This window comes from Planomonospora sp. ID91781, assembly GCF_015711595.1.
GTDB classification, from domain to species: domain Bacteria; phylum Actinomycetota; class Actinomycetes; order Streptosporangiales; family Streptosporangiaceae; genus Planomonospora; species Planomonospora parontospora.
In genome coordinates this window covers 1,070,502-1,088,737 of record NZ_JABTEY010000001.1, presented here as the reverse complement: position 1 = coordinate 1,088,737, position 18,236 = coordinate 1,070,502, and the positions used below count along the sequence as shown (strand labels likewise).

The window sequence follows — 18,236 nt, the reverse complement described above, 5'->3', positions numbered from 1 at the left end:
CCGGCGGGAGAACGGCAGCGGCGGGAGAACGGCAGCGGCGGGAACGGGAACGGCGGGAGCAGGCACGGGGCCTTCCGTCCCGGTGACCGGGTGGTGGAGTCCGCCAGGCGAGACCCGTTGTTCCCCTATCGGGACCATCCTGAAGCCGGAGGCGCTTATCCTTCGGGGAAGCACCGGAAACCGACAAAGGGAACGCTGACGCTCATGTGGCCTCCATCATCTCCCCAGGACCCGCACGGCCAGCAGCCCCCTGCCGGGTCCGGACAGTCTCCCGCGGACCCCTGGCAGCAGCCCCCGTACGGCGGACCCCAGGGACAGCAACCGCCGTACGCGCCCCACGACCAGCAGCCCTCCCACGGCCAGGGACAGCAACCGCCGTACGCGCCCCAGGGACAGCAGCCCCCCTACAGTCCCCACGACCAGCAGCCCTCCTACGGCCAGGGACAGCAACCGCCGTACGCGCCCCAGGGGCAACAGCCCTTCTACGGCCAGCAGGCTCCTGCCTACGGGCAGCAGGCGGTTCCCGGCGGCTGGCCTCCGCCGCCGGCCGGGCCGCCCAGGCGCAAGGCGCTCTGGCCCTGGACCGTGGGCGGGGCCGTCGTGGTCCTCGTCGTCCTGGCGGTGGTGTTCGCCCTGCTCCCCGACGACCCGGCCGCCACCCGGACCGCCTCGGGCGCGACGTCCAGCGCCCCTTCGTCCGCGCCGTCCGCCACGGCCACACCGCAGGCGGACCCGACCGAGGAGCCCTCGCAGACTTCGTCCCCGGACGAACCGACCGTTCCGGCCTCCGGCGGGCGGCTCGTCAAGGCCACCGACGGCAAAAGTGAGATCACCGTCCCGAACGACTGGAAGAAGCTGGCGCTCCTGGACAGCGCCGGGATCCAGCAGGGCAACACGGTCAAAGAGCAGTACCTGATGGTGATCAGCGAAGACCAGTCCGCCTTCGACTTCGATCTGGGCGGTTACGCCGAGGCCGTCACCGCCAAGATGCAGGAGAGCCTGACCGACCCCGTCCTGGGCGAGTCCCGGTCGCTCTTCGTCAACGGCGCCCCGGCCCGTCAGTACGAGCTGCGCGGCAAGACCCAGGGCCTCGACATCGTCTACTGGGTGACGTTCGTGGAGGGCGAGCAGAACTTCCACCAGGTCGTCGCCTGGACCCTGGCGAGCCGGAGCGACGTCCACGGTCCGCTGCTCCGCCAGGTCTCGGCGACCTTCAAGGAAACCGGAGGGGCGTAACCGGACGGGCTTGACGATCTTTAAACACTTAACTAAATTCATGCGGGACATGGAGAACGGCTACTCGCTGCTGGACAGCACGATGTACGCGCTGATCGTGCGGCTCGGCTCCCACAAGCGCCAGATCGCCGCAGGCCTGGAGAGACTGGGCCTGCGGCTGGGCCAGGAGGTCTACCTCGCCCAGCTCTGGCGCCGGGACGGACTGTGCCAGGGCGAGCTGGCCGAGCGCACGAAGGTGACGGCGGCCAACATCACGCAGGTGCTGCGGGGCCTGGAGAAGCAGGGCCTGGTGGTACGGAGCCGCGATGACGGGGACGCCCGGATCCAGCGGGTCTGGCTGACCGACGCCGGGCGCGCGCTGGAGCGGCCGGTGACGGAGGTCTGGCACGACGCGGAGGCCGCCTGGCTCGCGAGCCTGACGCCGACCCAGCGCAAGGCCATCGCGCGCCTGCTCTGACCCTTCTCCCTCCTCCATGGCAGGTCATGCTCATTTAGTTAAGTGATTAAGGAGTTTCGATGGATCTGGGACTGAAGGACCGCACCGTCGTCGTGACCGGCGCCTCCGGTGGCATCGGGCGGGAGATCGCCCGCGGCTATGCGGCCGAGGGAGCCCGTGTGGTCCTCACCTACCGGAGCACCCCCGACGAGGCGGAGACGCTCGCCCGGGAGATCAACGGGATCGCGCTGCCGTACGACCTCGGCGACCCCGGCTCGGCGGAGGCACTGGTCGCCGGGGCGCTGGAGCGGACGGGCGGGATCGACGTGCTGGTCAACAACGCCGTCCGCTGGGGGGACCGCCCGCCGGGACCGGACGCCTCCTTCGAGGACGTGCCCGACGCCGAGTGGGTGGAGGTGCTCAGGGACAACGTCGAGGGAGCCCTGCGGCTCAGCCGCCTGGTCGCCCCCGGTATGCGGGAACGCGGCTTCGGCCGGTTCGTCCACGTCTCCTCGGGCGTCGTCAACGAGGGCATGATCGGCGGCGAGTACTACGCGGCGGCCAAGGGCGCACTGCACGGCTTCAGCCGTTCGGCCGCCTTCAGCCTCGGCCGCGACGGCGACATCCTGTCCAACGTCGTCATGCCGGGCTTCACCCGGACCGCCCGCAACGAGGCGATGGCCGCGGCCGTCGGCCACCACTACAGCGCCCGCGCCCCGATCGGCCGTCTGCTGGACGCCGCCGAGGTCGCCAACGCCGTCGTCTATCTGGGCTCGGCCGCCAACACCGGCATCACCGGCCAGGTCATCGCGGTGACCGGAGGCGTATGACCGCACGACGCCGGATGGCGTGTCACCGCACAACGCAGGATGGCGTGTGACCCGCACAACGCAGGATGCCCGCCGAGCCGCGAAACCGCTTTGCCCGGCCCGTGGAACGCTGCGAGGATGCGCGCATGATCCGCTACACCGACGCCGTCGGCACCGTCCGCGCCGAGCAGCTGCGGGGCTTCTTCGTCGGCTGGCCCAGGGCCGCCTCCCCCGAGCAGCATCTGGCGGTCCTCCGCGGCAGCCACCGCGCCGTCGTCGCGGTCGACGACGGCACGGACCGCGTCGTCGGTTTCGTCAACATGATCAGCGACGGGGTCCTGACCGCCTACATCCCCTGGCTGGAGGTGCTGCCCGAGTACCAGGGCCGGGGGATCGGCACGGAGCTGATGCGGCGGATCCTCGAGGCGGCCGACCACCTCTACTCGGTCGACCTGCTCTGCGAGGCCCCGCTCCAGCCGTACTACGAGCGGTTCGGCATGCTCCCCGTCCCCGGGATGAGCCGCCTGCGCCGCTCCGCCCTGGACGGCCTGCCCGCTTCCGATGGCGGCTCCGCCTCCGACTGACCGACCTCTGCCCGGCGGCCTCTATTCGATCGGCCTCTACTGGACCGGCCTCTACTCGGTCCGCCTCTACTGCAGTGCGAGGCATGCGGCACGGGGCGTGCGGCACGGCGCGTCATCCGTCCGCGGATGCGAACTGCTCCCCGCCGACGACCCGGAGCAGGTCGAGCCGGGCGGCGTCCGCGCTCCCGGGCGGCGGGGTGAACACCACCAGGCGCTGGTCCTCCTCCGGGGCGAGCAGGACCTCGCAGTCCAGTTCGACCGGCCCGACCAGCGGGTGGAGGAGCCGCATGCGGCTGCGGCGGCGGACGGCGACCTCGTGCAGCTCCCACAGCGCGCGGAACTCCTCGCTGGCCTCGCCGAGCCGCCGGACCAGGCGGGCCGCGGCGGGGTCGCCCGGCCGGCGGGCGACGGCCGCGCGCAGGTCCGCGACGTGCACCCGGCCGTAGTGATCGTGCTCGTCGGCCGGGTACGGCGTGCGCGCCCCGGGGTCGGTGAACCAGCGCCAGACCAGGTTGCGGCCGTGCTCCGAGACCGTGCACACCCCGCCGAGCAGGGCCCGGGCCATCGCGTTCTGGGCGAGCACGTCACCCAGGTCCCCGATCACCTGCGCCGGGGTGTCGGTGAGCCGGTCGAGCAGGCGGAGGAGGCCCGGCCGGACGTGCTCGCCCGCATGCCGACCGGCCGGCGGGCGATGCCCCGCCAGCAGGTAGAGGTGGTCCCTCCCGTCGGCGTCCAGCCGGAGCGCGCGGGTGAGCGCGGCCAGCGTCTGCACCGACGGCTGCGGGCTGCGGCTCTGCTCCATGCGGACGTAGTAGTCGACCGACATCCCGGCCAGCTGCGCCACCTCCTCGCGCCGCAGGCCGGGCGTGCGTCGTCTGGGGCCGCCGGGAAGACCGGCCTCCTCCGGTCGCAGCCTCTCGCGGGAGCGGCGCAGGAACCCGGCGAGCTCCCGGCGGTTCATGGACATACCGAGATCATCCCAAACCGATCGGATCTCAGCCAGGGATCGCCGATCCCCCGGAAAGGGGGTCCTCTTCTCAGCCCGTCACGCCGGCGGCAGTGTCTACGGCGTCCCCGGTGCTCCGGGTGCGGAGCGGCCCTCTACCGTCTCCGCACCGCGAGCACCGAACCGAGCACCGAACCGAGCACGAAGGAGCCGATCACCATGCCCGTCGTCACCGTCGGAAACGCCCAGGTCCACTACACCCGTACCGGCACCGGCCCGGCCCTCGTCCTGGTGCACGGCACCGGATCCGCGGGCGCCGAGCTGACGTGGGGCGGGATCGCCCACCGGTTCGCCGACCGGCACACGGTGATCATGCCCGACCTGTCCGGAACCGACCGGACCTCCGACGACGGGGCGCCGCTCACCGTCGAGGGCCTGGCCGAGCAGGTCGCGGCCGTCATCGAAGACGCCGTCGGCACCACGGACGGCGCAGGCACCGCGGGCACCATGGGCAGCACGGGCGCCGCGGGCACCGGCGCGGGCCCGGCGGCCGACGTCCTCGGTTTCTCGATGGGCGCGCCGGTGGCCGCCGCGCTCGCGGCCTCCCGTCCCGACCTGGTGCGGCGGCTGGTCATGGTCGCCGGCTGGGTGCGTACGGACGCCGACGAGTACGTCCGGAATCTGTTCACCCTGTGGCGGCGGCTGGGGACGGTGGACGCCGAGGCGTTCGGCCGGAGCGTCACGATGACCGGTTTCAGCCGGGACTTCCTCAACGCGATCGGCAGGGACGAGGTCGAGAAGCTGGTGCCCAACATGCCGCCGACTCTCGGCACCCTGCGCCACGTCGACCTGGACTCGCGCGTCGACATCCGCCGGCTGCTGCCCCTCGTCCGGGCGGAGACCCTGGTCGTCGGCTGCTCCCAGGACGCCACCGTCCCGGTGGGCAACAGCCGCGACCTGCACACGGCGATACCGGGCAGCGCCTACGCCGAGATCGACGCGGGGCACGTCGTCTTCTTCGAGAAGCCGGACGAGTTCGTCGGACTCGTCCGCGACTTCCTCGTCCGGGACTTCGTCCCGGCCCCGTGACCTCTCCCTGGCCTCCGCCCCGGCCCCGTTACCTCCCCGTGACCTCCGTCCCGGCCGCGCGGCCTTTCCCCCGGTCCCGTGACCTGTCCGCAGACCGCCGCCCCGTCCACCGGATGTCCCTAGACTCCCGGCCATGGACTTGCGGCAGCTCACGGACGAGGTCGAGGCGGTCTCCGATGCCTACGCACTCAGGCACGGCATCACCCGGGACGCCACCTGGTTCCTGTTGAAGCTCCAGGAGGAGGTCGGCGAGCTGACGCAGGTGTTCCTCATGCGCGCCGGTCAGGCGCGGGACAAGGGACACTCCCGGGAGGAGTTGGAGTCCGGCTTCCGCTCCGAGCTCGCCGACGTCCTCTCCCACGTCCTGCTGATGGCCCGGCACCACGGCGTCGACCTGGAGGCGGAGGTCGCCCGGAAGTGGTTGTCACGGCACCCGGACCGGCTCTCCCCGCAGGGCGGAGGCGAGGAGTGACGCCGGCCGGGCGGCTCGGCGGCCGCCGCGGAACTTGACGACCTCCGCGGAACGTGAAGACTGTGTCGCCATGGAACTCGTCGGGAAGATCACCGCGGACCGCCCGTTGCTCGTGGTCGCGGTCAAGGAAGAGGCGCAGTTCCTCGACACGGACCTGCCGGTGCTGCTCACCGGCATAGGCAAGGTCGAAGCCGCCGTCGCGCTGGCCACCGTACTCGCCGGTGGTCCCCGCCCCTCCCACGTCGTCAACCTGGGTACGGCGGGGGCCCTGCGCCCGGGGTGGACCGGCACCCACGTCGTCGGCACCGTGATCCAGCACGACCTGGACACCGAGCTGCTGCGCGCCCTCACCGGCGAGACCTACGGGGCCGCCTTGACGTTGAGCGTGGACGGCGGCCCGATCCTGGCGACCGGTGACGCCTTCATCGCGGACGAGGCCGCCCGCGAGCGCCTCGCGGCGCGGGCCCATCTGGTCGACATGGAGGGCTACGCCCTGGCCTCGGCGGCGGCCCGGGCCGGTGTGCCGATCCGCATCGTCAAGCACGTCAGCGACGACGCGGGCGACGGCGCCGCGAAGAGCTGGCGCGAGTCGGTGGCCGACTGCGCCCGCTCCCTGGCCGACTGGACCGCCCGGCACCTGGACCGGTGACCCTCCCGGTTCACCCCCTCCCGGTCCACCCCCTCCTGATTCACCCTCTTGATTCAGCGGGTCGTCCGTCGGGGTTCGTCGGACGGGCGTCCGGAGGCGGGCGCGATGTCAGGCGCGGTGTCGGTCGTTGTTCCAGCCGCGCTGTCAGTCGTCGATCGCCTGGTAGAGCGTGGTCCAGAAGTCGTGGATCAGCCGCGCCGGGTCCGGGACGGACATCCCGACCTGGGTGAGCAGGATCCCGACGAGCCGGTTTTCCGGGTCGGCGTAGGTCGTGGTGCCGCTTCCGCCGTCCCAGCCGAACTGGCCGACGGGCGCGTAGTCGGCCTGGTAGGTGCGCACCGCCATCCCCATGCCCCAGCCGCCGTGCTGCCCCTGGCCGTACGAGATGTGGACGTTGTCGGTGGCCATGGCGATCCGGGCGGCCGTCTGCTCGGACGTGAGACGGTTGGTGGTCATCAGCCGTACGGCGGGCCGCGACAGGATCCGCCTGCCCCGGTGCGTTCCGCCGTTGAGCAGCATCCGGAAGTAGGCGTGGTAGTCGTCGACGGTGGAGACCAGCCCGCCGCCGCTGCCCTGGAACGCCGGAGGACGGCTCCACCGCCCCCCTTCGGCCGCATCCCACACGTGGAACTCGCCGGTCTGCGGATCGGGGGCGTACAGGTCCGGCAGCCGGTCGATCTTGTCGGCGGGCACGTGGAAGCCGGTGTCGGTCATGCCCAGCGGATCGAGGATGCGCTCACGCAGGAACTCCTCGAACGACCGGCCCGTGACCCTGGCCACCAGCACGCTGAGCACGTCGTGGCTGATCTGGTACTGCCAGCGCTCTCCGGGCTGGTGCATCAGCGGCAGCGTGCCCAGGCGGCGGATCCACTCGTCCGGCTCGGGCATCGGCTCCGGCAGGTCGGGCGTGAGCCCCTGCTCGAAGATCGCGCCCATGATCGGGGAACCCAGCGCCGTCATGTCCATGCCGAGACCGAACGTCGAGGTCAGCAGGTCCCGCACGGTGATCGGCCGCCGCGCCGGCAAGGTGTCGTCCAGGGGGCCGTCGATCCGCTTCAGCACCCGCCGGTCGGCCAGTTCGGGCAGCCACGGATCCACCGGGTCGTCCAGCCGCAGGCGGCACTCGTCCAGCAGGACCATCGCCGCCGCCATCGCGACCGGCTTGGACGTGGACGCCATCCGGAAGATCGTGTCCCGGCGCATCGGCGCGCCGCCGTCGTGGCGCATCGTCCCGATCGCCTCGACGTGCGTGTGGTCGCCCCGGCCGACCAGGGCGACGAGCCCGGGGATCTTCTTGGACTCGACATGCCGCGCCAGCACCTCGCGCAGTCTGCGCAGCCCGGTCGCGGAGAAGCCGCCGCTCTTTTCCATCATGAATCTCCTTGCTCACAGTGTTCGGCGGATCGCCGAACCGTTCATGGCATCCACCGTCGCCGACCGCTCTGATACCGGGGCGTCACCGCGCTGACGCGGCCGCTGACACCACGGCACCGCGCGGTCGGCGCTCAGCCGACGCCGGGATGGCCGCCGGGTGCGATCCATTCGGTCAGTTCGACGACGATGCCGTTGGGGTCGGTGAGACTGGGATGCCCGAACCACGCCGGGCACCCGTTGCGACCAGGACTGCAACCAGGAGCGGCCGCGACGGTACGGCCTCTCCGTCGTGAGCGGGTGGCAGGATCATCGCCGTGACAGACATCGATGATCTCCTTCGGCGGGTGTCCGCCAAGGCGAGCGCGACCATGGAGCACCTGCCTCCCCCCGCGACGGCGGAGGAGGTGACACAGGCGGAGCGCATCCTGGGCTTCCGGCTTCCTGACGTGCTCGTACGGCTCTACCGCGAGGTGGCCAACGGCGGCTTCGGCCCCGACTACCGGCTCCTGCCGCTGCTGGGCGAGGGACGGACCGCCGTGCGCGACTACCAGGAGGAGCGGGACGGTTCGGAGTCCGGCGGTGACGCGCACTGGCCGGCGGACGTGCTGCCCATCCTGGACTGGGGGTGCGGCATGTACGCCGCCGTGGACTGCCGCAGTCCCCAGGGGACCGTACTGCTCTTCGAGCCGAACGGGGTCAGCGGCGACTGGCACCGCGCATGGCACGTCGACGCGGAGAGCCTGGCCGACTGGCTGGAGACCTGGATCTCCGGAACGGGCTGGTACGAGGAAGACGCCGACGAAGACGGTGAGATGCGGCCGTGGGAGTCAGCCCGGCAGCGGCTGGCAGAGGGAAGGTGACCGCCCCGAAGCAGCGGATTAGAAATGGGTCGCCGTTTCCCGGCCTGGTCTCATGCTGACCTGCTGGTGCTTCGGGTAACCATCTGGGGAGAGAGCGGGTGGGACCCTACCCCGGCCACCGACAAACCGGCGGCGATGAGGGCGCCCGTGGTGGTCATCCCGGAGCCGGAACGCTCCTGCCGGGGGCATAACACGTCTGGTCGCAGGTCAACGGTGGATCGTCTTGCAGAGAACGATGTTCCGTACTCTGGGCTCTTCAGGCCGGGGCGGCACTACGGATGCGGAAGTGTCATCGGCGTAGCGCCGGTTTCCTTCCGCGCCGCGTTCGGCTTCGTACGGGTGGCAGGCGGCTTCGTACTCCGCTTCCGACACCCAGGAGTCGAGGGGGGCGGATGCGCCGATGACCATCAAGGTCAGCAGAGCTGCGGGAGCAGCGAGGACGCGCACAGCCCATCTGGTCATGCGGGTTCAGCCTTCCGGAGGTTCAGCCATCTGATCATGGCGGAGCGGTTGCGCGGTACGTCGGGCGGCGGCGTGCCCGTGGTCGGCGCGGTGGTGCGGCGCGGCGGGTGCGCGGTGCGGCAACGGCAACCTGCTGGTCTTCACCGGCATCCACCCGCACGGCACCCTCGGCGTGGTCGGCCTCCTCGACCAGCACGGCTCCACCGAACCGATCCGCCAGGTCCGCGAAGCCGAGCACTCCGACCTGCACGGCGAACGCTGACCTCGGGGAAGGTCTTCGACGATGCGACCGCGGCTTGGTGCGATCTCCGTTAGGAGAACTTCTTGATGGCGTCCTCGATGATGCTGCGGAGCGCTCGGGGGCATGCCGCGACGCGCCCGTTCGGTGGGTAGTGAACGCTTGCGATGGGCGGCTCCGCGCACTCTTCTCTGCCGTGTTGGGTGCAGCGTTGTTCCAGGGCCGCCAGGCTCTTGGGGTCATGGAAGTCAGGGTCGAACGGAAGAATAATCCGGATCTCCATTGACGAATCATAGAAGCCGGTCGGCTCACCGTCCCGAACTCTTTGAGCCGGAGAATTCCTGAGGCGACTTACCGTCGGTCTCCCTGGACAGCCGCTGAAGACCGACTTGGAGTTCCTCGCACAGCCCCCTGGACGATTCGCAGGATGGACCGGCCGCCGCTGTCCGAGGGGGTGAAGCAGGAGCTGAGGAACGATGGCACTGCCAGGATCCATCCCCGTCAGCCCCGAGCCGCTGTTCCCGTACGGCTGCCACGTCGTGGGCGGGATCAGCAAGACCAAGGACTTCGACGCCAAGGGCGACGCCCAGGCACACGCGAGTCACGACCACCGAGCGGTACACCCATGCGGCCGGAGCCCAGATGCAGTGCGCGAGCGAGCACATGGCCTCGGCCCTCTGGGGCGACGGGTGACGGGCGGTGGGCGGCGAACGGGCGGCAGCTGCAACCCGAACTGCAACCCGGAGCCCTTCAGAGATCGAAAAAGGCCCTCTCCCCGGATCTGGGAGAGGGCCTCTGACTTGCGGAGGCTCGGGGATTTGAACCCCGGATGGGCGGTAAACCCAAACCGCATTAGCAGCTCGGATCCGGCCCGTCCCGATCGGTTCAACCTGGACCAACGGGCGCGGCCGGTCCGCCTTGAACGGCATGGGACGACGCTGGATTGCAACTAGAACTGCAACTAAAGAGTAGTCACGGGCGGCATCCGCTCGGTGAGCGCATGATCCCGCCGAGTGTCAACACCACGCATAGCAACTGCATCATCTGGATTGGAGTGCTACTCACACCCGGAGATCAATGGATCAAAGGCCGTCGCTCCTCCGGGTTCCTTCTTGGAGGTGTGCCAATAAATGATCTGCGTAGGAACAGCCATCCAGGGAATACTGAAGTGTACGGGCGTTCGTCTTTCATGTACGCCAAGAACGGTTCGACCCGGCGACCATCATCGATGATCTCAATTCACTTCCATTTAAACCAGTCGGTTACGCTCAGCCGTACCATCCAAAGAAGATTGAAGCTGATACCGATATCCCTGCGTCCGCACATTAGACATAATGATGTCTCTGAGCCTCTCCATCATCTCAAGGACTTCAGCATGGAGTTCCTCAAAAGAACCGGGATCAGGGAAATAGTCACGCCCATGTGCAACAGAGTTCCTGCCATCACACAAGGTCTTGTCGATCAATTGATTTTTAGTTACAAAGTCGTCGACAGGGAAACCGATCCCGTCGAGGATCTCCGAAAGTACGGAGAATCGCAAATTCGACTTTGTGTCAACGATTGTCTTCTTGGGGATTAGGGCGCGAGAAATTTCAGGTTTTCTAATTGCATTGAGAATCTCTCGGAGTCCCGCCTCATCTCCCGAGAGAGCTCGACGCCCCAACCCAATAAGGACAGTACTCAAAAGTCCATCATTTAACTCCGCGAACTTCAGTCGACGCTTCGCGACAAAGTCAACATACGATTGACATGCATCCTTAACAAACCCTTCCCAGTGAGCATAAAGCATTGTTACGCCACTACGAGAGAGGGCACGAGAAAGAGGGGAGTTTGGAGATTTCCTTTCGGCACTTAAAATTTCCGCCTTAAGCGCCTGAAGCTCTATACGCCTCCAGGAAAGCGAGTTATCTAAAGCATCTTCGATATCATTGGGGGTATTTAGTGCCACACCCATCAGCCCATAAAGAAGTTACGTGCCCTAGTTATAAGTCGAGGAACTCGTCGGCGAGGACTTACGCCAGTACCCGCACTGTTGCGGAATTCGGGAGAAGACCATGCGCTACGCACGCGATCCGCCAACGTAGCGGCATGCTGTGTCTCCCAGTAATCGATGTTTGCCGCTACCCCCGAAGTGACAAACTCGAAGCATGATATGGAGAAGGGGCCGAGATGACGTGCGCCATCCCACTTTCTAAACGCATCTTCGCCGAGTGCCTCTTTCAAGAGGGAGAACGATCTATGGAACACTTCGGCCTTTATTTTGTTTTCGTCCGACTTATAAACCTTCGCGGCTTCCCGCATCCAGTTGGTAACATAATCGCCGAACTCTTCTCGGAGTTCTGCATCGGGCCCCGAATAATCGAGCTGAAGAAAGAATCTGAGAACAAGCTCTTGATAGTAGGCAGCGTTCTCTTTAGCTTCCGTTATGAGGCAAACCCCCCGGAAGTCATCACTTTCAGACAGATTAGTTATTTCTGCGAACATCTCCCGGTTGAGCATAACGAGGAGACAGTTGCGAGCCTCTTGCTGTGATAGATGGGTGCCCGCATTAAGCCTTTGAAACATGTCATATTTTGCATTTTCGTCGGACTCTTTGCGGATAATTCTAAATTCCAGTTTAGCCCTTTTAACGTCTCGGCGAAGCGCGTCAGAGAATACCTTGCGGCCCTCTCCGACAATTTCCCATCTATAACCTTGGAGATCAGGGAGGTACTCCGTGGCTTGCAGAGTAAGTGGATCGGTGACTAAATCATTTTCATCTCTATATATTCCTACAAATTGGAATATCGTCGAGAGTCTTTGAACACCGTCGATAACATCCCAAACACCATCCGAGCGCTGAGAAACAAAGATTGGAGGGATGGGTATCCCTAGAAGAATGGATTCAATTAGCCTTGATTTTTGCTCATCACTCCACCGGAAAATGCGCTGGAACTCGGGATGAATCTCAATATCTTTGTCTTTATAAAGTGAAATAACTTCACCTACAGACATAGAATATCCATCGGTGTGGATCTCTTTGGACTTCTCGGCTATCTGGTCGATCAGATCCATAATCACTCCAAGTTCGGTACAGCAACGCTACAGACTGCAGGGCATGCGACCTACTTATCATGCACCTTGTACTTTCCGTGCGTCTAGCAGACGCACAACACGACGCATCCGGGTTGCCAAGTTCAGAGGTTGGCTCATCTCTTGAGGGAACCCTGGTACTGCGATCAGGGTTGGTGGTTGCTGCGGCCACTCGGTGGGATGGGGCTGAGGTACGAAGTCCCATCCCGTCGATCGCCTCCGAGCATGAACGAAGACCAGCCGTCATCAGGCGATCGTGAGGGTGGCAGCTGTGCGGCGGCGTGTTGCTGGGGTCGGCGGGCGCGATAGGTGCGGTGGTCGCGCGGTGCGGTGATGGCCCGGGGCGCCGCCGACCGGGACCGGCGCCCACGCCGCACGCCTGGCCGGCGAGCGGCAGAGGGCCGGTACGGCGGCGCGGCGCGCCGCCGCTTGATCACCTATAAGAACAATTCGGCAGTGATCCGGGTAGAGCCCGCGTCGGTGCATCGTGGCTGGTGGTAGAACGCTCGGTGTGGACGATCGACAGGACCGGTTGCGGGAGCTGGGCGAACTGCTTCGGCGGTTGCGCAAGGGTGCAGGGCTGACAGGCAAGGAGCTGGCACAGCGGGCCGGGGTGGCGCAGCCGACGATCTCGCGGATCGAGACGGGGCAGCTCCTGCCGACTCCTGAGACCGTCGATCGGGTTTCGGCAGCGCTTGAGCTGGATGAGGCAGACCGCGGAGCACTGGACGCGCTGCTCATCCGGCTGCGTGATGAGGTCTCCCGTCTCAAGGGTGGGTTGGCCGGCCGGGAGGCGGCGAACGCGGCGCGGGTGCGGTCGGCCGGGTGGATGGCCGTGTTCTCTTCGGCAATGGTGCCGCCGCTGTTGCAGACGGCGGAATATGCCCGGCTGGCCCTGACGATCGGCAGGGAGGTGGACGAGGAGGACGCGGCCAGGGCGGCGGCCGTACGGGTCGAGGCACAGGCCGTGTTGTTCGAGGCGGGGCGGAAGTTCGCCTTCGTGTTGACCGAAGGAGCAGTGCGGACCTGGCCGGGGTCGCCGTCGTTGATGCTGGCGCAGCTCGACCGGCTCGCCCAGGTGGCGACGCTGCCGCATGTCCGGCTCGGCGTCGTGCCGTGGAGGACGGAGGCGCCAGCCTTCCCTCTACATGGGTTCACGATCTTCGATGGTTCGGTGAGCGTGGTCGAGAGCCTCACGGGTGACCTCACGCTGACGGAGACGGGTGACCTGGAAGCGCACGAGGAGGTCTTCGAGGCGTTCGCCGGAGCGGCGCTCTACGGGGATGATCTCCGTGCCTTGCTCGGCGAGATCGGGGCGGACTACCGAGCGCTGGGGAACCACTCAACGAACTGACGCATTTATGCGTCGAATACCTTGAGTGACTTCTACTCTTAGTCATACGCTTTCGACATGGATGTATAGCCCCCTATACAACGGAGTACGCCCATGTCAGGTTGGCGCTTGTCCCGTCACTTCCTCGGCTCCACGGCCTCGGTCTGCGAAGCCCGCCGGTTCGTCACCGCGTTCCTGAACGGCTGGCCCATCGTGGAAGCGGCCGAACTGATCGTGAGCGAGCTGGCCACCAACGCGGTACGGCACTCGGCCAGCGGCCGGTTCGGCGGCCGGTTCCTCGTCACCATCCACGTCGGCCGGGACCGGCTGTGGCTCGCCGTGCTCGACGAGGGCGGCCCCCGCACACCCGAAGTACTGCTCGACGGCCAAGAGGACGAGGGTGGACGGGGCCTGCTGCTGGTCTCGACGCTCGCCGACTCCTGGGGAGTCGACGGCGACGAGCAGGGCCGTACCGTGTGGGCGCTGCTCAGCACCGAACCGGCTGCGGCCGTGCAGGCGGCGTCATGCCGGTGACCGGCTGCCTGAGTCCGCATCTTCCGCTTCCGCAGTCCGAGTGTGAACGCCTGGACTGGCATCCGCCCCGGCTCGGGGAACGGATCCGGGTGATCGCCTGGACCTGCAAATGCCGGGTTCCGCTCTACGAGCTGTGCGAGGCCGGCGGGCAGGCGTTCATCCGCCGCACCGTCTACGAGGGCGGCAGGTGGAAGGTCCGGGAGGCCTCCCGGCGGCGATCGGCCGAGGCGCACGCGATGTGGACGGCGCTGCTGTCCGGTCTGGCTCGGTGAAGGATGAGTCCGCGCGGCGTCCCGAACCGGCGCTCTGCGATCCGGGCGGTGGACCTGAAAACCGGCGAACCGCTCAAAACAGTACCGTCAAGGGGGATAGACGGCATTTCGTCTAGGGGCCTAGACTCGGTGGAGCACCACCGAAAGGGAACCACCGTGCCATCGAGCGACCTCGACCGTATCGCCGCGATCGACGATCCGTATCTGCTGCTGCGGGCCGCGACCGAACGCCTCAACGCCGCACAGCAGGAGGTCACCGAACTGGCTCGGCTCCGCCGCCGCGTCATCCAGGAACTCCACGCCCAGGGCATGTCGTATGCCCAGATCGCCGGGAAGGCCGGCCTGTCACGCGGGCGCATCCACCAGATCAAGCACACCGGCCCGGCCCCCGAAGGCGCGTTCCTCGGCACCGGCACCATCACCCTGGCCACGCCCCTCAAGCGCGAGGCCGGCAACGCCCGGCCCGTCGTCGCCATGGAGGACGTCACCGCCGCCAAGCGGCTGGAAGACCTCGCCCGCGGCTTCGACCTGGCGGTGAACCTCGAACACGTCCCCCTCGGCGGCGACATCGACCTGAACCGGCCCAACCTCATCGTCATCTGCGGGCCGAAGCTCTCCCCCGTCATGGGTGCGCTGTACGAGTCCGATCCGGTGCTCGAATGGGTCAAGGACGGTGCGTGGACCCTGCGCGACCGCCGCACCGGGCAGCGCTACCGCTCCGGCGAGGACTCCGAACCGGCCCGCCCGGTGGACTACGCCTACCTCGGCCGGCTGGCCCGCCCCGACGGCAACGGCAACCTGCTGGTCTTCACCGGCATCCACCCGCACGGCACCCTCGGCGTGGTCGACCTGCTCACCTCCGAGACCGCCACCCTGTGGGGACAGGTCGGCGAGAACCGCTTCTCCTGCGTGGTCGGCGTCGAATACGACCCGGCGACCGGGGAACCCGTCAGAGCGGAACTCGCCAGCCCCCTCTACCGGCACGAGGAGCCCTGACCCCCATGCGCGTCACCTTCGCCACCGAAGCAGCCCCCGGCCGCCCCAACGAGGACTTCGTCGCCGCGACCCCGGACGCGGTCGTCCTCCTCGACGGCGCCGGCACCCCGGCCGGTTCGGAGTCGGGCTGCACCCACGGTGTCGCCTGGTACAGCCGCGCCCTGGGCTCCACCTTGCTCACCACCATGACGCAGACTTCCAGCCCGCTGATCGAGATCCTCGCTGAAGGCATCAAGACCGTGGCGTCCATGCACGACTTCACCTGCGACCTGACCCACGCGGGCTCGCCCTCGGCCACCGTGGTCATGCTGCGCCACAGCGCCGACACCCTGGACTGGCTGATCCTGGCCGACTCCGTCCTCGTCCTGGACACGGCCGACACGGCAGAGCCCATGGTCATCTGCGACGACCGGGAAGCCCTCGTCGGCGCGGCCCACCGCACGACCATGGACGCCCTGCCCTCCGGAAGCCCCGAACACGTCGCGGCCCACCGGGCGTACGTGGAGACCCTGCGCGGCCACCGCAACCGCGACGGCGGCTTCTGGGTCGCCTCCGCCGACCCCCTCGCCGCCGACCAGGCCCTCACCGGCACGGTCCCCGCCCACCAGGTCCGCGCCGCCGCCCTGCTCAGCGACGGCGCCTCCCGCCTGGTCGACCGCTTCGCCCTGACCACCTGGCGGCAGACCCTCGACCTCCTCGACGAGCACGGTCCCGCCGAACTGATCCGCCGGGTCCGCGCAGCCGAGCACTCCGACCCGCACGGCGAACGCTGGCCGCGCGGCAAGGCCCTCGACGACGCCACAGCGGCTTGGTGCGATCTCCGTTAGGAGAACTTCTCGATGGCGTCCTCGATGATGCCGCGAAGCGCTCGGGGGGCATGCCGCGACGCGCCCGTTCGGTGGGTAGTGAACGCTTGCGATGGGCGGCCCCGCGCACTCTTCTCCGCCGTGCTGGGTGCAGCGTCGTTCCAGGGCCGCCAGGCTCTTGGGGTCATGGAAGTCAGGGTCGAACGGAAGAACAATCCGGATCTCCATTGACGAATCATAGAAGCCGGTCGGCTCACCGTCCCGAACTCTTCGAGCCGGAGAATTCCTGAGGCGACTTACCGTCAATCTCCCTGGACAGCTGCTGAAGACCGACCTGGAATCCCTCGCACAGCCCTCTGGGGCGACGGGTGACGAGCGGTGGACGGCGAACGGGCGGCAGCTGCAACCCGAACTGCAGCCCAGAGACCTCCGGAGATCGAAAAAGGCCCTCTCCCCGGATCTGGGAGAGGGCCTCTGATCTGCGGAGGCTCGGGGATTTGAACCCCGGATGGGCGGTAAACCCAAACCGCATTAGCAGTGCGGCGCCATAGACCTGACTAGGCGAAGCCTCCTGGTAGCCGTGTGGCTCAGCACAGAGTACCGGCGATCGGGCAAGGCGGCAAAGCGATTGCCCAGCGCGTCGGCCACGCCCTTCCGGGAGGTTTATCCACCACCTGTGGATAACTTCGTCCACACCTGTGGACAGAGCCGTGGACAGGCAGGTGAAGCTCAGGGTAAACCTGTGGATTCTCTACGAGTGAGATAAGAAATCTCACCTGTCGAGCGCGCGAAGGCTCCTCGCCCACCCGGGGAGGAGCCTTGCGCCGATCCCGGAGGTCAGGGATCCCGGAGATCAGGCGGCCGGGTTGGCCTCGCCCTCGATCTCGATCTTGATCTTCTTGCCGACGAGCACGCCACCGGTCTCCAGCGCCTGGTTCCAGGTCAGGCCGAACTCCTCACGGTCGATCTCGGTGGTGATGGAGAAGCCCCAGACCTCCTGGCCCCACGGGTTGGTGCCGGCGCCGCCGTACTCGACGGCGAGCTCGACCGGCTTGGTGACGTCGCGGATCGTCAGGTCGCCCGCCAGGGTGAACTCGTCCCCGGAGTGGCCGACGACGCGCGTGCTGCGGAAGGTCAGCTCGGGGAACTTATCGACGGCGAGGAAGTCGTCGCCGCGCAGGTGGCCGTCGCGGTCGGCCACGCCGGTGTTGATGCTCTCGGTCCTGATCGTGAGCTCGGCGGAGGACTCCAGGGGGTTCTCGGCGATCGTCACGGTGCCCGCGAAGTCGCCGAAGCTGCCGCGGACCTTGCTCACCATCATGTGCTTGACGACGAAGCCGATGCTGGTGTGGGCGGCGTCGAGCGCGTAGGTGCCGGCGGCGGGGATCTGGAGGTTCTCCCAGGTGCGAGTGCTCATCGTGTTCTCCCGAGGGGTGCTTGCTGCGTGGACGTTTGCGTCAACATATTTCTACAGGAGGAATATTCCTCTCGTCAACTATCGTCCGATACAGTGTGAACGTGCTCCCTCTAGACGACCCCCGGCTGACCGCGATGGGCCTCCTCTCCGAGGTCTCCACCGGGCTGTCGGACAAGACGCTCCCCACCCTCGCGGCGGCGGGGCTCTCCGAGATCGACTTCGAGACCCTGATCCGCCTGGCGCGCTCTCCGGGGCAGCGCCTGCGGATGAGCGACCTGGCCGCGCAGACCACCCTGTCCACCAGCGGTGTGACCAGGGTCGTGGACCGGCTGGAACGCGAGGGCCTGGTCACGAGGGAAGCATGCGCCACGGACCGCCGGACGTCGTACGCGGTGATCACGGAGACGGGCCTGGCCCGTCTCGGCGACGTGCTGCCGCAGCACCTGGCGGACATCGAGGCCTGGCTCACCGGGCTGCTCTCCCCGGACAGGCTCTCGGCCTTCCTCGACGCCCTCAGGACCATCCGCGACGCCGTACGGCCCTGCGCCACGGCGGGCGCCCAGGCCCCGCCCTCCGGAGAGGCCGGATCCTGCGAGCACCCTCCCGGGCGGCCGCCCTCCCGGCGGTCCCCCGAGGACCGCGGCCGATGAC

20 protein-coding genes and 1 tRNA gene are annotated in these 18,236 nt (G+C 67.6%); 14 read left to right on the top strand and 7 right to left on the bottom strand.

Annotation, left to right across the window (positions count from 1 at the left end; genetic code table 11):
* Window positions 1-216: 216 nt before the first annotated feature.
* A complete protein-coding gene (locus HS048_RS05060; protein ID WP_196466297.1) occupies window positions 217-474 on the bottom strand; it encodes a hypothetical protein in 258 nt (85 codons plus the stop codon).
* A gap of 111 nt (window positions 475-585) precedes the next feature.
* Between HS048_RS05060 and HS048_RS05055 the strand changes: the two genes are divergently transcribed.
* The 4 genes from HS048_RS05055 (at window position 586) to HS048_RS05040 (ending at window position 3,065) form a co-directional block, all read left to right on the top strand.
* Window positions 586-1,236 carry a hypothetical protein gene (locus tag HS048_RS05055; RefSeq protein WP_068897871.1) on the top strand — a complete coding sequence of 217 codons (651 nt, stop codon included), beginning with the start codon at window positions 586-588 and terminating at the stop codon, window positions 1,234-1,236.
* A gap of 40 nt (window positions 1,237-1,276) precedes the next feature.
* The gene (locus tag HS048_RS05050; RefSeq protein WP_196466296.1) at window positions 1,277-1,693 is read left to right on the top strand and encodes a MarR family winged helix-turn-helix transcriptional regulator; all 417 of its coding nucleotides are present in this window, start codon (window positions 1,277-1,279) and stop codon (window positions 1,691-1,693) included.
* Window positions 1,694-1,752: 59 nt separating this feature from the next.
* Window positions 1,753-2,502, top strand: a complete 750-nt coding sequence (locus tag HS048_RS05045) for an SDR family NAD(P)-dependent oxidoreductase (protein ID WP_196466295.1) — start codon at window positions 1,753-1,755, stop codon at window positions 2,500-2,502.
* A gap of 125 nt (window positions 2,503-2,627) precedes the next feature.
* Window positions 2,628-3,065, top strand: a complete 438-nt coding sequence (locus HS048_RS05040) for a GNAT family N-acetyltransferase (protein ID WP_196466294.1) — start codon at window positions 2,628-2,630, stop codon at window positions 3,063-3,065.
* Window positions 3,066-3,177: 112 nt separating this feature from the next.
* Here HS048_RS05040 and HS048_RS05035 read toward each other — a convergent pair whose 3' ends face one another.
* A complete protein-coding gene (locus tag HS048_RS05035; protein ID WP_230880734.1) occupies window positions 3,178-4,032 on the bottom strand; it encodes a helix-turn-helix transcriptional regulator in 855 nt (284 codons plus the stop codon).
* Between the two features lie 198 nt (window positions 4,033-4,230).
* Here HS048_RS05035 and HS048_RS05030 point away from each other — a divergent pair, with 198 nt between their 5' ends.
* From HS048_RS05030 to HS048_RS05020, 3 genes are all read left to right on the top strand, one after another.
* The gene (locus HS048_RS05030; RefSeq protein WP_196466293.1) at window positions 4,231-5,100 is read left to right on the top strand and encodes an alpha/beta fold hydrolase; all 870 of its coding nucleotides are present in this window, start codon (window positions 4,231-4,233) and stop codon (window positions 5,098-5,100) included.
* A 133-nt stretch (window positions 5,101-5,233) separates the two neighbouring features.
* Window positions 5,234-5,572 (top strand): MazG nucleotide pyrophosphohydrolase domain-containing protein, encoded by a 339-nt coding sequence (locus HS048_RS05025; RefSeq protein ID WP_068897866.1) that lies wholly within the window; start codon window positions 5,234-5,236, stop codon window positions 5,570-5,572.
* 70 nt (window positions 5,573-5,642) lie between these two features.
* A complete protein-coding gene (locus tag HS048_RS05020; RefSeq protein ID WP_068897865.1) occupies window positions 5,643-6,221 on the top strand; it encodes a nucleosidase in 579 nt (192 codons plus the stop codon).
* 144 nt (window positions 6,222-6,365) lie between these two features.
* On the opposite strand, the gene HS048_RS05015 is transcribed toward HS048_RS05020, so the two are convergent.
* Window positions 6,366-7,595, bottom strand: a complete 1,230-nt coding sequence (locus HS048_RS05015) for a serine hydrolase (protein ID WP_196466292.1) — start codon at window positions 7,593-7,595, stop codon at window positions 6,366-6,368.
* Between the two features lie 314 nt (window positions 7,596-7,909).
* On the opposite strand from HS048_RS05015, the gene HS048_RS05010 reads away from it, so the two are divergent.
* Window positions 7,910-8,455, top strand: coding sequence for an SMI1/KNR4 family protein (locus HS048_RS05010; RefSeq protein ID WP_196466291.1), 546 nt, complete (start codon window positions 7,910-7,912; stop codon window positions 8,453-8,455).
* A gap of 1,949 nt (window positions 8,456-10,404) precedes the next feature.
* Here HS048_RS05010 and HS048_RS05005 read toward each other — a convergent pair.
* The gene (locus tag HS048_RS05005; protein ID WP_196466290.1) at window positions 10,405-11,109 is read right to left on the bottom strand and encodes an MAE_28990/MAE_18760 family HEPN-like nuclease; all 705 of its coding nucleotides are present in this window, start codon (window positions 11,107-11,109) and stop codon (window positions 10,405-10,407) included.
* Window positions 11,109-12,209 carry a DUF262 domain-containing protein gene (locus HS048_RS05000; RefSeq protein ID WP_196466289.1) on the bottom strand — a complete coding sequence of 367 codons (1,101 nt, stop codon included), beginning with the start codon at window positions 12,207-12,209 and terminating at the stop codon, window positions 11,109-11,111. The genes HS048_RS05005 and HS048_RS05000 overlap by 1 nt, the downstream gene beginning before the upstream one ends.
* 529 nt (window positions 12,210-12,738) lie before the next feature.
* Between HS048_RS05000 and HS048_RS04995 the strand changes: the two genes are divergently transcribed.
* From HS048_RS04995 to HS048_RS04975, 5 genes are all read left to right on the top strand, one after another.
* Entirely contained in the window at window positions 12,739-13,581 is an 843-nt protein-coding gene (locus HS048_RS04995; protein WP_196466288.1) for a helix-turn-helix transcriptional regulator, read from the top strand.
* Window positions 13,582-13,689: 108 nt separating this feature from the next.
* On the top strand, window positions 13,690-14,094 hold the full coding sequence (locus HS048_RS04990; RefSeq protein WP_196466287.1) for an ATP-binding protein: 405 nt from the start codon (window positions 13,690-13,692) through the stop codon (window positions 14,092-14,094).
* Between the two features lie 89 nt (window positions 14,095-14,183).
* Window positions 14,184-14,366, top strand: coding sequence for a hypothetical protein (locus tag HS048_RS04985; protein WP_196466286.1), 183 nt, complete (start codon window positions 14,184-14,186; stop codon window positions 14,364-14,366).
* Between the two features lie 156 nt (window positions 14,367-14,522).
* Window positions 14,523-15,362, top strand: coding sequence for a sigma-70 family RNA polymerase sigma factor (locus tag HS048_RS04980; RefSeq protein ID WP_196466285.1), 840 nt, complete (start codon window positions 14,523-14,525; stop codon window positions 15,360-15,362).
* 5 nt (window positions 15,363-15,367) lie between these two features.
* Entirely contained in the window at window positions 15,368-16,189 is an 822-nt protein-coding gene (locus HS048_RS04975; RefSeq protein WP_196466284.1) for a protein phosphatase 2C domain-containing protein, read from the top strand.
* A gap of 461 nt (window positions 16,190-16,650) precedes the next feature.
* On the opposite strand, the gene HS048_RS04970 is transcribed toward HS048_RS04975, so the two are convergent.
* Window positions 16,651-16,740, bottom strand: a tRNA-Ser gene (locus HS048_RS04970).
* A gap of 281 nt (window positions 16,741-17,021) precedes the next feature.
* On the bottom strand, window positions 17,022-17,585 hold the full coding sequence (locus tag HS048_RS04965) for a YceI family protein (protein ID WP_196466283.1): 564 nt from the start codon (window positions 17,583-17,585) through the stop codon (window positions 17,022-17,024).
* A 101-nt stretch (window positions 17,586-17,686) separates the two neighbouring features.
* On the opposite strand from HS048_RS04965, the gene HS048_RS04960 reads away from it, so the two are divergent.
* Window positions 17,687-18,235, top strand: coding sequence for a MarR family winged helix-turn-helix transcriptional regulator (locus HS048_RS04960; protein ID WP_307832370.1), 549 nt, complete (start codon window positions 17,687-17,689; stop codon window positions 18,233-18,235).
* Window position 18,236: the final 1 nt, after the last annotated feature.

Coding starts and splice junctions, on each gene's coding strand:
- HS048_RS05050 (WP_196466296.1), top strand. CDS start 1,277: ATGCGGGACATGGAGAACGGCTACTCGCTGCTGGACAGCACGATGTAC.
- HS048_RS05045 (WP_196466295.1), top strand. CDS start 1,753: ATGGATCTGGGACTGAAGGACCGCACCGTCGTCGTGACCGGCGCCTCC.
- HS048_RS05040 (WP_196466294.1), top strand. CDS start 2,628: ATGATCCGCTACACCGACGCCGTCGGCACCGTCCGCGCCGAGCAGCTG.
- HS048_RS05035 (WP_230880734.1), bottom strand. CDS start 4,032: ATGTCCATGAACCGCCGGGAGCTCGCCGGGTTCCTGCGCCGCTCCCGC.
- HS048_RS05030 (WP_196466293.1), top strand. CDS start 4,231: ATGCCCGTCGTCACCGTCGGAAACGCCCAGGTCCACTACACCCGTACC.
- HS048_RS05025 (WP_068897866.1), top strand. CDS start 5,234: ATGGACTTGCGGCAGCTCACGGACGAGGTCGAGGCGGTCTCCGATGCC.
- HS048_RS05020 (WP_068897865.1), top strand. CDS start 5,643: ATGGAACTCGTCGGGAAGATCACCGCGGACCGCCCGTTGCTCGTGGTC.
- HS048_RS05015 (WP_196466292.1), bottom strand. CDS start 7,595: ATGATGGAAAAGAGCGGCGGCTTCTCCGCGACCGGGCTGCGCAGACTG.
- HS048_RS05005 (WP_196466290.1), bottom strand. CDS start 11,109: ATGGGTGTGGCACTAAATACCCCCAATGATATCGAAGATGCTTTAGAT.
- HS048_RS05000 (WP_196466289.1), bottom strand. CDS start 12,209: ATGGATCTGATCGACCAGATAGCCGAGAAGTCCAAAGAGATCCACACC.
- HS048_RS04975 (WP_196466284.1), top strand. CDS start 15,368: ATGCGCGTCACCTTCGCCACCGAAGCAGCCCCCGGCCGCCCCAACGAG.
- HS048_RS04965 (WP_196466283.1), bottom strand. CDS start 17,585: ATGAGCACTCGCACCTGGGAGAACCTCCAGATCCCCGCCGCCGGCACC.